The organism is Cycloclasticus sp. PY97N, assembly GCF_002443175.1.
In the GTDB taxonomy this organism is placed as follows: domain Bacteria; phylum Pseudomonadota; class Gammaproteobacteria; order Methylococcales; family Cycloclasticaceae; genus Cycloclasticus; species Cycloclasticus pugetii.
Map to the genome: position 1 here is coordinate 1916630 of NZ_CP023664.1, position 14656 is coordinate 1931285.

The window sequence follows — 14656 nt, forward strand, 5'->3', positions numbered from 1 at the left end:
CGTTTAACCAGTTGCCATTTTAGCGGCTTCTTCCAAATCAACGGTAACCAATCTCGATACGCCCGGTTCTTTCATGGTGACCCCAGCTAGCTGCTGAGCCATTTCCATCGTTGATTTATTATGTGTAATCAAAATCATTTGAACATTATCTGACATTTCTTTAACCAGTTCAGCAAAACGACCAACATTTGCCTCATCTAATGGCGCATCCACTTCATCTAGCATACAAAAAGGCGATGGGTTTAAATCAAAGATTGAAAAGACTAAGGCCACGGCCGTCAGTGCCTTTTCGCCACCTGACAACAAATGGATTGAGCTATTACGTTTGCCCGGTGGCCTCGCCATTACCGTTACGCCGGTTTCCAACAAATCTTCGCCTGTTTGCTGCAAATACGCATGCCCACCACCAAATAGTTTTGGGAACCGTTTTTCAAAACCTGCATTTACTTTGTCAAACGTTTCTTTAAAAAGCGCTTTGCTTTCTCGGTCAATTTTATCAATCGCTTCTTCCAAAATCCTCAACGACTCGGTCAAATCAAGCTGCTGATCATTTAAGTACTGCTTTCTTTCCGACTGTGTTTCATACTCTTCAATTGCCGTCAGGTTGATTAGCCCCAAACCATTTATTTTTTCAGCAAGCGCATCCACCTGCTCTTGCCAATGAGTCTCATTTGCATCCTTGGGCATCTCATTCAATGTGTCAGCCAACTCAACGCCCGATGATTCAAGCTGCTCAATTAAGGTTTGTTTTCGCACCAAGATAGCCTGATGTTCTATTTTTGCGGCAGACATGTTGTCCCTTGCCTGTTGCACTAGTTGCTCAAATTCATGACGCGTTGTTTCCAAGCTTCTAATTGTTTGTTCTGTTGATTCAGCCGTAGTCCTGACTTCTACAAGACGGTTTTCAATAGCAACTCGATTTTTAAGTAGATTAGCCAAAGTCACTTCCTTTTCTTCTATTGGCTCATCGCTCATGGTTAATTGAGCCTGCAATTCAGCCACTTTTTCTTTTGCATGAAGCAAACGCTCGTTAACCCTCTCAGCATTTTGAACAATCAGCGCTTGTGATGAACGTTGCGCTTCGATCTTTAACATCAATGAATGCACTCGTTCACGCGAACTATGCACTTGTTGCTTTACCCTATCTAAGAGGTCTTTTTTAACTGAACGTTCTTTTTGTAATGCAGCACGCTGTGTTTCTATTTGTGCTGATTGACCAATGGCCTGCTCCAATACGCGTTTGCTTTCTGTTAAACGCTCTTGATCGGTCGCTTGGTCCTCAACGAGCTGATTAATATCAGCCTCTAGCTCTGCCAGCCTTTGCGTCGCCATCTCCAGTTTTGAACGCTGTTCATTTATCTGCATCCACAACTGCGACACTTGCCTCACCACACTGCCTTCTTGTTGGCGCAACTCAATACCTTGCTTCTCGAGCTCAGACACCTCGTCTCGAGCCTTTATTAACCAACCTTCTTTATCTAAAACATTAGTCGACACCACGTGCAATTGTTGCGTTAACTCTTTTTTCTCTTTTTCTAGCGCCAAGGCACTATCTTTTTGCGCATTATGCTGAAAATAAATACTATCCACATGCAGCCAAACACACTCTTTAGTGATAACTGATTCATGCTCTTTTAATTCATTCATTAAGGCTTTTGCCTGCTCCAGCGTTTCAGCAAAATGAACATTTTTCAGCAAAGCCATTGCGGGTAAATCAGAGGTAATCAGGTTCGCTAACGACGTTTTACAAGGTAATTGTTGAGACTTAACCGTTGTATCAAAGAATGTTAAGCCATCAACTGGGTATTGCATGCCAGCATCAACGACAGCATCCATACCCTCAGTACAAATTGCCTGTAACCTTACCCCCAAGACTGTTTCTATTGCTTTTTCCCAGCCAGTTACCACGTCTATTTTCTCAATTAACTTAGGTGCTTGCGCTAAGCCTAGGCCCTTTAACCACTGCCTTTCCGTTTCATCTGGCTCACCTAAACTAGAGCGCTGCAAGACAGTTATTGATTCAACCCTTGCCGTTAAACGTGACTTTTCAGCACGCAAGTCGGCTAAAAGCTCACTTTCTTGATGAATTAACGACTGCATGCTAGCCATTTTTTCGCGATTCTCTTGCACTGCCGATTGACTCTTTTGTTGCTGAGATTCGGACAGAGCATGTTGTTTTTCAAGGTCGCTTAAGTCAACACGTTCCAAAGCTTCCTGAAGTGTTTTTTGCTCGTTTGTAAACTTAGATAATTGTTTCGACGCTTGCAAAAGTTGTCTGTCAAGCTGAGCTATTTTAGCGTTTTCAACATCAATGCTTCTTTTAGGCTCGGCTACTCGATAAGTAAATTCATCCCATGATTGCTGCCAATCTGCCATTGCTTGTTCTTGATCAGCTAGCGTTTTATTCGCTGTTTCTAACCGTTGCTTTACCTCAACCAGTTCAGCTTCACTTTTCTTAATGGCATCATTTGTTTCTGCCAATTTTCTATCACCTTCGTCTTGCTCTTGTGTCGACAGCGTCAGCAATTTGCTAACATTTTCCAATTCTGACTCATGCTGTTTTTTTAAGCTTTGTTGGTGCTGCAGAGCTTGTTCAACCTTGGCGATCTCTGACCCGGTCGCATAAAACTCCGCCTGAACTTCGCCGAGCTGTTTCTGCTGCAGACTATGCTGCTCACGTTGCTGCTCTATATTTTTTTCCAGCTCTCGCTGTGCAGCTAGCGTCTGCTCCACTTTTAATTCAAGCAATTTAATGGCTTTAAGCTGCCCCTCATCTTGCTCATCAAGCCGCTGCCAACGTAATGCCAATAACTGTGCTTTAAATTGACGCTCTTCTGCTTTTAAGAGCTTGTAACGTTCGGCCGTAGTGGCCTGACGCTTTAAATGACGACATTGCTTTTCAATCTCATCACAAAGATCAGCGATACGCTCCAAATTTTCTCGGGTACGGCGCATTCTATTTTCAGTATCACGACGTCGCTCTTTATATTTCGAGATGCCGGCCGCTTCTTCAAGGAACACACGCAGTTCATCTGGTTTCGCTTCTACCAAGCGTGAAATGGTACCTTGTTCAATAATTGCGTAACTACGTGGCCCGAGCCCAGTACCCAGAAATAAATCTGTAATATCCTTACGCCGACAGCGCGTGCCATTTAAAAAGTATACCGATTGCCCTTCCCGATTCACTTGTCGCCGCAAGGCTATTTGTTGATAGCCAGCAAATTCACCTGTTATGGTGGCATCGGTATTATCAAAAATAAGTTCGACAAATGCTTGGCCAACCGGTTTACGCGTTGTTGAACCGTTAAAAACCACATCAGCCATTTGGTCACCACGCAGATGCTTTGCTGAACTTTCACCAAGCACCCACCTAACGGCATCAATCACATTTGATTTACCACAACCATTAGGCCCAACAATACCGACCAAATCACTAGAAAAAGGAATGGTCGTTGGATCAACAAATGATTTAAAACCGGATAGTTTTATTTTTTCCAAGCGCATCGAATAACAATACAGGAATGTACTTTTTTCACAAAGAATACTGGTAAATTTAGCCGATAAAAAAGCCGATTAACACCCTTCGCTTTATATTCAATGTAAAATGCGCTTTTAAAGACAACATCAATGATATTTTAATGAGCACACAACCTAATACCGACTTAGAAACCTTTCCTAACCCAAATACTGAGCGTGACTACACGATCCGCATAGACACCCCTGAGTTCACTTGCTTATGCCCAAAAACGGGACAACCTGATTTTGCAACACTGACGCTTGAGTATGTGCCTAACGAAAGCTGTATCGAACTAAAATCCTTTAAACTTTATATTTGGTCTTACCGAGACAAAGGCGCCTTCCATGAAGCGGTAACCAACTCCATTTTGGCAGACTTGGTTAAAGCCTGTGAGCCACGTTTTATGCGCCTTTCAGCCGAGTTTAATGTACGAGGTGGTGTTTATACCACGGTCGTCGCTGAACATAAGGATAGTAACTGGGAACCTAGCACGCCTGTGCAACTTCCGTAAAAAAACGAACGGACTTTTCTGCATCAAGGCCAGCATTCAGTTTCAATTCATCACTAAGTCTTATCCTTTAACTGCACATTAACAGAACTGCTTTTGCAGTTAAGGATAAGATGATGAAATCACTACATATTATTTCCGCTATTATTTTTTGTTCTTTGTTAACAATAAGCGCGGACACGTTAGCTGACAGAAGACATTCTGATCGCTCAGATCATACCGATCGTAACACTGGCTTTTCAAGCCACCATAACAAGCACTATTCACATAATAAACACCCAAACGGCTACTCGACAAAGCAACATTGGAAGGCAAGAAAACATTCGAATAAACATTCACAGCATAATTACCGCGACCGCCGTTATTCAAACTATAACAACCACCCTAAGTATTATAATTATAACAGTTACCGGCCAAAGCATTATCACTACAATAATTACCAATCAGGCCATCGGTTTAATAATGCCTTAAACCGTCTTAATTACTACAACCCAGGACTCAACCTGTATTTAAAATTTTAGCCCCTTCCCTTGTGAGATTTATATCTCACATACTTAAAAGGCGGCCATTTGGCCGCCTTCTTTTTAGCATTGAAAAAGAACTTTACTTTTTACAATAAAGATTGCAGTAATTTATTTAAGCGGTGTACAAATGTTGCCGGGTCTTCTAACTGACCACCCTCACTCAACAACGCTTGTTCAAATAACAAGTTCGATAAGTCAGCAAAGCGCTCATCATCCGCTTCATCCTTTAGGCGTTGAATAAGTGCATGGTCTGCATTGATTTCGAAGATTGGCAAACTGGTCGGCATGTCTTGGCCTGCCGCTTTCATAATGCGCTCCATGTGTGCGCCCATCTCATGTTCATCTGCAACCAGACAAGCAGGTGAATCGGTTAGCCTTGAACTAACACGCACATCCTTAACCTTACCATCTAACGTGCTTTTGATTTGCTCAAGCACGCTGTTTAGCGATTCATCCTCTTTCTTATCATCGGTCTTTTTATCCGCTTCATCCTTATCTGATGAATCCAGATCAAGATCACCCTTAGCGACTGATTGTAAAGACTTGCCGTCAAACTCTGGCATATGCTGAACTAACCATTCATCAACATGGTCGGTCAATAACAGCACCTCAATACCTTTCTTTTTAAACACTTCAAGGTGTGGGCTATTTTTAACAGTTGAGTAGGCACTTCCCGTTAGGTAATAAATTTTGTCTTGGCCTTCTTGCATATTTTCAATATAAGAAGCCAAGGTTACGGTTTGTTTACCCTCAGTTTTTGTGGAAGCAAAACGTAATAATTTAGCAATCCGGTCTTTATTTTTTACATCTTCGATAGGCCCTTCTTTCAAGACTGCGCCAAACTCTGCCCAGAAGGTATCAAATTTTTCAGGGTGGTTTTTAGACAATCCTTCAATCAACGATAATATTTTTTTAACCGCGCCGGCTTTTAATAGATCAATCTGCTTGCTTTGCTGTAGTAGTTCACGCGAAACGTTAAGCGGCAGACTGTCTGAATCAATAATACCTTTAACAAAACGCAAGTAACGTGGCATTAATTCGCCACCTTCCATAATAAAGGTACGCTTTACATATAGTTTTACACCACTGGTTGCTTCTCTATCCCACATATCAAATGGTGCTTTTGCAGGCACATACAACAGCAATGTATATTCATTTTTACCTTCTACCTTACTATGTGTATAGGCAAGTGGGTCTTGATAATCGTGAAGTGTTTGTTTGTAAAACTCATGGTAGTCTTCTTCGGTTAAATCATTTTTTGCTTTTGTCCATAACGCTTTAGCACTATTAACGGTAATATCGTCTGGCTCATCTTCTTTCTCTTCATCCTTGTTTTCATTTTTCATCACAATCGGAATATCCAAGTGCTCAGAAAACTTATGAATAATGGCCTGTAGACGGTATGACTCTAAAAACTCGTCTTCACCTTCTTTCAAATGCAAAATAACATCGGTGCCTCGTGCCGCTTTTTCTACGGTTTCAATAGTGTATTCACCTTCACCTGATGATTCCCATTGAACGCCCATGCTTTTATCTTCGCCTGCTTTGCGTGTTACCACTGTCACTTTATCAGCTACGATAAAACCAGAGTAAAAGCCGACACCAAACTGGCCAATCATTTGGCTATCTTTGCCTTCATCACCCGTTAATGACTCAAAAAACTTTTTAGTACCTGAATGCGCAATGGTGCCGATGTTTTTCTTTACTTCCTCTACCGTCATACCAATGCCGTTATCGGAAATTGTTAGCGTTCGCGCCTCTTTATCAACTGACAAACGAACTTTCAGCTCACCATCGCCTTCATATAATTCTTCATTAGACAGTGCAGAAAAACGTAATTTATCTGCAGCATCTGATGCATTTGAGACTAATTCACGTAAAAAAATCTCTTTGTTGCTATAAAGCGAATGGATCACTAAATCTAATACTTGTTTCGTTTCCGCCTCAAAGCCTAGCGTTTGTTTTTCATTCTTTTCTATTGTTTCACTCATTAAAGTTACCTTTTATCCATCAAGTTTATTTGCAAATCCAGATATGGGGTCTTGCGAAATATTTTTCAAGCCTTCTCATCAAGGCCTTAAAATTTCATAACGCGAAATCAATCAGTAAGCCTATTAACAGCCCAGGCGCTGAGCAAAAACTGGCTTGATTAGCATTGCTTTACATATAAGACTATACTGATAAAAGATAACTATAAAAAAAATATCATGATCAGCTACCTTGTTACTATTCTCTTAACTTTACTGATGTTTGGCATGGGCCTTGGACTCACTATCCAAGATTTTAGCCGAGTTTTTACCATTCCAAAGGCCGCTTTGGCAGGCTTAATAGGGCAATTAATTATGTTGCCACTGCTTGGATTTATACTGTGTTATACATTAAATCTAAGTGGCGCTATAGCCATTGGCATTATGTTATTAACCCTATGCCCTGGTGGTGTGTTATCTAATATGTTTACCCTGATCGCACGAGGCGATTTAGCACTATCTGTCACGATGACCAGCATTTCCAGCCTAATCACCGTCTTTACGTTACCGGTTATTCTTAACCTAAGCATGATCTACTTTAACGATGAAACCATTCAGCTGAGTTTACCTCTTCTGAAAACAGCCAGCCAAATCATGTTGATTACCGTCATTCCTGTCAGCTGCGGCATGTTGGTATTACAATATGCGCCGCGCTTTGCGAAAGCCTCTAAACAATGGGTGCGAAGAGGCTGTGGTGCTTTCTTGCCTTTCCTGATTGTTGGGATTTTTATGCAAAACGGTGGGTCTTGGTTTGAACACTTCGTACAAGTGGGTCTATTAACTATCTGCCTGAATATCCTGTCTATATTACTGGGCTACGGTATCGCTAAATTTGCAAAACTTGAAAGGCCCCAAACCAAAACGCTTTCCATTGAAGTAGGTGCGCAAAATGCAATGCTAGGTGTCACCATTGCTATCAGCCCTTTTTTACTCAACAATGCCGATGTGGCGATGGTCCCTTCTATTTATGGGGTCACCATGGTTATCATTTTATGGCTCTACGCCTTAACGACAAGCAGAGTTGATAGGCTGCAAAAAGCTAACATATAACAGAACATTATCTGACTATTGGCTCGCCCATTCGTCAAATAGCAGACCTAAGTACATGTATTGAAAAGTTTTTACCGTACGGTTTCATCAGAAGCCTTACACAATAATGTGTTTATAGTATGTTAACCCGACTTAACAAAACCTAGATAACACAAATACAACTCGGCTTCATTCAAATAATCACTCATCACCCAGTCAGCACAAAGAAATATCAGTCTTTCTTGCTAACAACCTTTTGCCTATTGGCATATAAGCTGCCACCAATAATTAATACCATACCTATTAACTGGTAATCGTGCAGTACTTCGTCCAATAAAAGCGACGACAAGACGATTACATAAATTGGAACCATATTAAGGAATAATGACGCACGAGCTGGACCAATAATCATCACTCCCTTATTCCAAAACAGCAAAGACAGCACCGTAGGACCAATACCTATGAACACAACTGCCATAATAACCTCAGCATTGATAACCGGCTTAATAAGGTAATTGGCTTCATACACCCCCAACGGGATCACAATGAAAGTTGATAATAAAATACCCAAGGCTGTTACTACTAAAGGGGTAACCTTCGCCATTGCCAGTTTCGCCGCAATACTATAAACGGCCCAAATAAAAATGGACCCTAAAATAAATAAGTCACCCTTATTAAATCTCAACGCATAAAGGCTCTCCATGCTCCCTTTACTCAAAATAAATACCAAGCCAATAACCGAAACAAACGCCGCTATCCAATGTTGACGGCCTAACTTTTCTTTTAAATAAAACGCTGCTGCAAAAGCCACAGCAATCGGCGCTAGCGAATTAATCAAACCCACATTAATGGCCGTTGTATAGCGCAAACCAAAATACACGGTTGCTTGATAGGCAACTGTTCCCGACAATGCAATTAAAAACACCTCTTTCCAGCCGAGTAAGCGGGTCACTCCTTTAAGGTGCCCTGCTTGGTGCAGTAAAAACAAAAATATAAAGCTACCAATCAGCATTCTCACGCTCATGATGCTCCATGGACCTAAAAAGTCTTTTAAGTAACTGCCAAAAAAAACATTACCCCCCCATAAAATACTGGCAACATTTAAATACAGTAATGCTTTTATTGTTTCTTTATCCATGACTATCAATTCTTAAGTTGGCTCGACACCTTACACGCTACTTGCCTTATAAGCACTAAACAAATGCACCTAAGCCCTGTAATTTTTTTACCTCTAGCGTAGGCTGTCGATAGTTTTAATAACACGATATGCACCAACGAAGGTAGGGATTGCCACGTTATTTTCCTTTGCTGCTTCAATTAAAGGTAAAAACAAAGCATCTACTTCTGTCAATTTGCCATTAATAACATCTTCATGCATTGATGTCCGGATACCCCGACGCAAGGTTTTCATATGCACACCTAAATCAAGGCAAACTTGAACAGCATCCTCAAACGTAGCGTCATCCAATACTTTAAGAAAAGAAAAAGGCGCATAAAAATCCTGTGGAACATATCCCATTGCTTTGTAGGCACCAATTAATTCTTTGGCAATCGTTACATAGTGCTCAGCCCCTTCGCGTACTGAAATACCATCAGCGTAATCTAGCGCTGGGATTGCACTTAATGTACTGGCAGCCCAGGCCGACGCGCCAGATACCTGAACCGCTTTTTCCCATAAAACGTGATTAATATCGTCAACAGATTCTGCTTTTAAATTTGCCCCACTAAAGGCCTCGGCTAATAGCTCGGTTCGCTCTGTAGTGCCGCCATCAAGTTCACCAAAAAAGGCTGTTATTGGCGCGCTGACATGATTATTAACCTTCCCTGGCGCAAGCAAAGTACCCCCTTCAATCGTTGAGCCACCAATCACTTTTTCAACACCAAAACGTTCAATCAACAAAGCCTCTTTACCAACACCATTTTGCATCGTTAACGCACAGTTAACTTGATTAACTAAAACTTCGGCATCATTTAAGGCGGCCCGTGCATCTTTGGCCTTGGTTAATAAAATATAGTAGTCAATAACGCCTTCTACTTGATCCGGCACGGTAACAGCACGTAAATTATCCTTAATTAACATGTCACCTAAGCGCCCAACCATTTGCAGGCCTTTTTGACTGATAGCATCTGCATGTGCTTGCCGACCAATTAATGTTACTTGATGCCCAGATTTAGCTAAGTACCCCCCTATTACAGAGCCCAAACCGCCTGCGCCATGTATGCAAATATGCAATTTTTTTTTCATTATATTTAACTCACGCCCAATTCTTTTAATGTTGACTGAATACGCGCCTTTAGTGCAGGCGTACATTGCTCGATAGGGGGACGAATAGGCCCTGCTTTTAAACCAATCTCTTCAAACCATGCCTTCATACTAGCTAAGGCACTGGCATAGGTGAATGTTTGCACTACATCCCAAATAAACACTTCATTATAAAATTCTCGAATATCGTTTAACTGTGCACTTGTTTGATAAGCTTCTTCCCACTTGCCTGCTGCCGACAAGGCCATATAATCTTTGACGATATGACGTTTTTTGCCATACAAAATATAAGACAGCTCACCAAATACTGTTTGCCCACCCTTTCGCAGGTCATCACAAAAAACAGATTCAAACGGGTCAGCTACAATAAAATCAGGGCGAATGATGCTGCGAATTTTTAACGTTTCCACGCGATTCATAACGCCCTGTTTTGTTCCTACAACAGTCTCCAGGTCTGCCAAACGTTGTAGTAAATCCCAGCCGAGTACTTTGCCGGAAACCGGCGTTCTGTATAGCACAACCGCCAAATCCGAGCTATCGGTGATAAATTTAAACCAATTATAAATTTCATCATCACTTTTGAGTTGAACAACGGGGTTTATCACTTCTACACCGTCATAGCCAAGTACTTCTAGGCGCTTCATCTTTTCAATTGTTTGATAAGCACTGGGGTCCAATAATATTGAAAATAAGGGAATCCGCCCATTAACTGCTTCGGCAACCACCTCATGATAACGGTACCATTCGTCTAGCGTTGCATTCCAGCACTCGGCGATGAAACCACCCACTACTAGACCATCCACACCCATTTCAATAAATGCTTCAATATTTTCACGAATCCCTTCTTCATCAAAAGTAAAGTCATCATTCATTGGTGAAATAGGACACATAAACAAACCCTTAATGTGTTCATTCGCCCACTGTTTCGCTGTTTCTCTGCTGTAATTCATGCTCTTCCCCTGTTTAGTCTTTATTATTTTTTTAGCACTTCACAATTACATCTACCACTGTTTTTATTACTGCTTCACCATTACTCCTTTATTTGATATTTGCAAGGTGTTCTAACATCATAACCCCAGCTCATATTTAATCAATCAGCTTGACACTCCCTTACTGCAAGATTGAGCATTAAGCCATGGCCTACCCTTAAATATTTGCAGTAGTAAGAATTAAAAACGCGATGCTAATAATATTTGCTTTAAGCTTTTAATCCTTTAAATTTATATTACTATGATCTTCTGTCTTATAAAGCCGCTATAAAATCATGCACATTGAAAATAGAAAGCTTTTCAAACAACACGCGTTTATCAACGGGCAATGGGTAGATAGTACTGACCACCAAAGGCTTGCTGTTTATAACCCAGCAAATAATGAGCTTATAGGCCATGTCCCTTTGCTTACTGCAAAACAAACTCAAGACGCTATCTTATGCGCTCAATCTGCATGGGAAAAATGGCAAAAACGCCCCGCCAAAGACCGCTCTAGTATTCTAAGAAAATGGTTTGAATTAATTATCGACAATCAAGAAGACCTTGCTAGCATAATGACAACAGAGCAAGGCAAGCCTATCAACGAAGCACGTGGAGAAATATTATACGGAGCTAGTTTTGTTGAGTGGTTTGCTGAAGAAGCAAAACGAGTATACGGCGACACCATTCCCGCCCCCAGTAATGATAAAAGAATCATCGTCATCAAGCAGGCTATTGGCGTTGTTGCAGCGATCACACCTTGGAATTTCCCAAATGCGATGATCACACGTAAATGCGCACCGGCTCTAGCAGCTGGTTGCCCCGTTATCATTAAACCAGCATCGGAAACGCCCTTTTCTGCACTCGCGCTGGCTGAATTAGCCGATCAAGCTGGAATACCACCTGGCGTGCTCAATGTCGTCACCGGACAAGCCAGCACCATCGGTGAAGAACTAACATCAAGCCCCATCGTACGTAAACTCTCATTCACTGGCTCTACAGAGGTTGGCAAAACCTTAATGCGCCAATGCGCAGATACGATCAAAAAAATAAGCCTTGAATTAGGTGGAAATGCGCCCTTTATTGTCTTTGATGATGCCGACCTAGATGCCGCTATTGAAGGCGTGATGGCCAGTAAATTTAGGAACACAGGGCAAACCTGTATCTGTGCAAATCGAATATTTGTTCAAGACAGTATTTATGATGAATTTGCCGAAAAGCTAACTGCAACAGTACGTCAACTCACCGTTGCAAATGGTATTGAGCCGACCGCAGAGCAAGGACCTCTGATTAACACCGCAGCACTTGATAAAGTTAAAGAACACGTTGATAACGCCGTTCAATTAGGCGCTTCTGTGCTAACCGGTGGAGCGTCGCATGAATTAGGCGGGCTCTTTTTTCAACCCACGGTATTAAGCAATGTCTCTCCGGCGATGAAAATCACTCATGAAGAAACATTTGGTCCCGTTGCCCCGCTCTATCGCTTTACAACAGACCAGCAAGCCATTGAGCTTGCTAACGATACACCTTTTGGCTTAGCCGCTTATTTTTACTCACAAAACATTAAGCGTGTGTGGCAAGTTGCTGAATCGCTTGAAGTAGGTATTATTGGCATCAATGCGGGCATTATTTCATCAGAAGTCGCGCCATTTGGAGGCGTTAAAGAGTCTGGTATTGGCCGCGAAGGCTCTAAATATGGTATCGATGAGTTTGTAGAAATCAAGTATTTATGCCTAGGCAACATGTAAACAATTCGGGGCCAAGGTTAAAGTATTAATGTCGCTTTTACTCAGTCACCCATTATTGAAACTGCGATTAAATACAAGGATATTGTTCCAAGCTTAAGCTTTTTATCCCTCCTTCGCTTCGCACCACGCCCCTAACGTATTAACCCATGCAGGGTGATCATTAAGACACGGAATTAACTGTAACTCGCCCCCCCCTGCTTCCTTAAACACCTCGTCTGCACGAATGGCTATTTCTTCGAGTGTTTCTAAACAGTCTGTTACAAAAGCGGGGCAAATCACCAATACTTTTTTAACGCCAGATTGGGCCAGTTCACGCAAGCGGTCCTCTGTATTAGGTGCTAACCATTTAGCGCGGCCAAGCCGAGATTGAAAACTAACCGAGTATTTTTCAGGTGCTATTTGCGCCTGTTCTACAAAACATTGCGTGGTGCGCATCACTTGGTGGCGATAACAGGTTTTATGCGCTTCGCTTGGGCGCTGGCAACAATCTGCACTTTGCAGGCAATGTTGTCCCGTTGGGTCACGTTTTGTAATATGCGATTCGGGTAGGCCGTGATAACTAAAAACGATGTGATCGTAGGCTTGCTCTAAATAAGGCTGGGCGCTGTTTACTAAGGCATTAATATAGTCAGGTTGGTCATAAAACGGTGCAACAACGTTAAGCTTGATATTTAGATTGTGTTCTTTAATAACCCGCTCGGCTTCTTCAATAGAGGTGGTGACGGTACTATCGGCAAAATGTGGATACAGTGGGATATACAAAACTTCTTCTATACCGGCTTGTTGACTGAGCGCTAATAATTCCGTCTCAATACTGGGCTTACCATAGCGCATGGCCATTGCAACAGGCATATCTAGTTGAGTTTGCAATGCGTTTTTAAGCCGCTCTGATAAAACAATCAACGGCGAACCTTCATCCATCCAGACACTTTTATAAGCTTCAGCAGAAGCTTTTGGCCGCGTTGGCAATACAAATAGGCTAACAATCATTCGGCGCAATAACCACGGTAATTGAATAACGTGGGGGTCCATTAGAAATTGGTTTAAATAGCGCCGAACTGAGGCTGTATCGGTATTGTCTGGTGATCCTAAGTTAGCCAATAATACTGCTTTGTTTGTCATTATGTCGTCCGCTGTTAGTGTTTGGTTTGTAAAATATCTGTTAACGCTGTTTGTAAATCAGAATAAGCAAAGTTAAAACCCATTGCATGAGCTTTCTCGGGAATGGCTCGTTGCCCTGTTAATAATAAGCCAGACATTTCACCTAATACGCCTTTAAGTAACCAAGCAGGGATTGGAATAAACGCATAACGATGTAGGGTCTGCGCTAAGGTTTTGGTAAATTCATCGTTACGTACTGGGTTAGTAGAGCACGCATTAAATGGCCCTTGGGCTTGCTCGTTATCAGCAAGGAACGCCAGCAAGCGTACCATATCGTTAATATGCACCCAAGGCATGTATTGTTGACCAGAGCCGAGCTTTCCCCCAAGGCCTAATTTGAAGGGCAACAGCATTTTATGTAAAAAGCCACCCGTTGATGCTAACACTAAGCCGGTTCGTATAGTGCACACGCGTACACCAAATTCTTTGGCGCGCAGTGCTTGTTGCTCCCATGCCTCACACAATTGGTGGGTGTATTCATCCACAAAATCACTGTGCTCTATTATTACCGTGTCTTTGCCATTGCCATACCAGCCGATGGCCGAACCACTGATTAAACAGTCTGGCGCGGTTTTGCGCTGGGCGATCCAGTCAACAAGCTGTTGTGTTAGCTCAATTCGGCTTGCTTCCAGCAAGGCTTTGCGTTTTTTTGTCCATGGCTTATCGGCAATGGGTTCGCCTGCTAAATTGAAAACCCAATCAATCGGTGTCTCATTACTAATATCGCTTAACGACTGAATACCTTTAACCTGTTGGCCGCATTTAGCGGGCACTGTGTCGGGCTGCCGACTAAGCACGGTGACCTGATGCTGCCGGCTTAGCAATAATTTACACAAAGCCGAGCCAATTAAGCCTGTACCACCAGTTATAAGAACATGTTTCATAGAAATGACCTTTAATTGATGGCTTTA

General features: G+C 42.1%; 10 protein-coding genes. 3 read left to right on the forward strand and 7 right to left on the reverse strand.

The genetic code is table 11. The features are described from left to right. Positions 1-3 precede the first annotated feature (3 nt). Entirely contained in the window at positions 4-3504 is a 3501-nt protein-coding gene (gene smc / locus CPC19_RS09300) for a chromosome segregation protein SMC (protein ID WP_016389692.1), read from the reverse strand. Between the two features lie 134 nt (positions 3505-3638). Here smc and queF point away from each other — a divergent pair, with 134 nt between their 5' ends. Continuing rightward, complete coding sequence (queF, locus tag CPC19_RS09305) at positions 3639-4028, forward strand: preQ(1) synthase (RefSeq protein WP_016389693.1); 390 nt, start codon at positions 3639-3641, stop codon at positions 4026-4028. Positions 4029-4635: 607 nt separating this feature from the next. On the opposite strand, the gene htpG is transcribed toward queF, so the two are convergent. Beyond that, positions 4636-6540 (reverse strand): molecular chaperone HtpG, encoded by a 1905-nt coding sequence (gene htpG / locus CPC19_RS09315; protein ID WP_015005485.1) that lies wholly within the window; start codon positions 6538-6540, stop codon positions 4636-4638. Positions 6541-6756: 216 nt separating this feature from the next. On the opposite strand from htpG, the gene CPC19_RS09320 reads away from it, so the two are divergent. Further along, positions 6757-7626 (forward strand): bile acid:sodium symporter family protein, encoded by an 870-nt coding sequence (locus tag CPC19_RS09320; RefSeq protein ID WP_016389696.1) that lies wholly within the window; start codon positions 6757-6759, stop codon positions 7624-7626. Between the two features lie 211 nt (positions 7627-7837). Here CPC19_RS09320 and CPC19_RS09325 read toward each other — a convergent pair whose 3' ends face one another. The 3 genes from CPC19_RS09325 to CPC19_RS09335 all read right to left on the reverse strand — a co-directional run bounded on the left by CPC19_RS09325 (position 7838) and on the right by CPC19_RS09335 (position 10818). Further along, complete coding sequence (locus tag CPC19_RS09325) at positions 7838-8743, reverse strand: DMT family transporter (protein WP_016389697.1); 906 nt, start codon at positions 8741-8743, stop codon at positions 7838-7840. Positions 8744-8836: 93 nt separating this feature from the next. Further along, positions 8837-9850, reverse strand: a complete 1014-nt coding sequence (locus CPC19_RS09330; protein WP_016389699.1) for a ketopantoate reductase family protein — start codon at positions 9848-9850, stop codon at positions 8837-8839. A 5-nt stretch (positions 9851-9855) separates the two neighbouring features. After that, positions 9856-10818: a dihydrodipicolinate synthase family protein gene (locus tag CPC19_RS09335; protein WP_016389700.1), complete on the reverse strand. Its 963-nt coding sequence runs from the start codon at positions 10816-10818 to the stop codon at positions 9856-9858. A 314-nt stretch (positions 10819-11132) separates the two neighbouring features. Here CPC19_RS09335 and CPC19_RS09340 point away from each other — a divergent pair, with 314 nt between their 5' ends. Beyond that, positions 11133-12584, forward strand: coding sequence for an NAD-dependent succinate-semialdehyde dehydrogenase (locus tag CPC19_RS09340; protein WP_016389701.1), 1452 nt, complete (start codon positions 11133-11135; stop codon positions 12582-12584). 102 nt (positions 12585-12686) lie between these two features. Here the strand turns inward: CPC19_RS09340 and hemH are convergent, their stop codons facing one another. After that, positions 12687-13706, reverse strand: coding sequence for a ferrochelatase (gene hemH / locus CPC19_RS09345; RefSeq protein WP_016389702.1), 1020 nt, complete (start codon positions 13704-13706; stop codon positions 12687-12689). A gap of 14 nt (positions 13707-13720) precedes the next feature. Beyond that, a complete protein-coding gene (locus CPC19_RS09350) occupies positions 13721-14629 on the reverse strand; it encodes a TIGR01777 family oxidoreductase (protein WP_016389703.1) in 909 nt (302 codons plus the stop codon). Positions 14630-14656 lie beyond the last annotated feature (27 nt).

Coding starts and splice junctions, on each gene's coding strand:
- smc (WP_016389692.1), bottom strand. CDS start 3,504: ATGCGCTTGGAAAAAATAAAACTATCCGGTTTTAAATCATTTGTTGAT.
- queF (WP_016389693.1), top strand. CDS start 3,639: ATGAGCACACAACCTAATACCGACTTAGAAACCTTTCCTAACCCAAAT.
- htpG (WP_015005485.1), bottom strand. CDS start 6,540: ATGAGTGAAACAATAGAAAAGAATGAAAAACAAACGCTAGGCTTTGAG.
- CPC19_RS09320 (WP_016389696.1), top strand. CDS start 6,757: ATGATCAGCTACCTTGTTACTATTCTCTTAACTTTACTGATGTTTGGC.
- CPC19_RS09325 (WP_016389697.1), bottom strand. CDS start 8,743: ATGGATAAAGAAACAATAAAAGCATTACTGTATTTAAATGTTGCCAGT.
- CPC19_RS09330 (WP_016389699.1), bottom strand. CDS start 9,850: ATGAAAAAAAAATTGCATATTTGCATACATGGCGCAGGCGGTTTGGGC.
- CPC19_RS09335 (WP_016389700.1), bottom strand. CDS start 10,818: ATGAATTACAGCAGAGAAACAGCGAAACAGTGGGCGAATGAACACATT.
- CPC19_RS09340 (WP_016389701.1), top strand. CDS start 11,133: ATGCACATTGAAAATAGAAAGCTTTTCAAACAACACGCGTTTATCAAC.
- hemH (WP_016389702.1), bottom strand. CDS start 13,706: ATGACAAACAAAGCAGTATTATTGGCTAACTTAGGATCACCAGACAAT.
- CPC19_RS09350 (WP_016389703.1), bottom strand. CDS start 14,629: ATGAAACATGTTCTTATAACTGGTGGTACAGGCTTAATTGGCTCGGCT.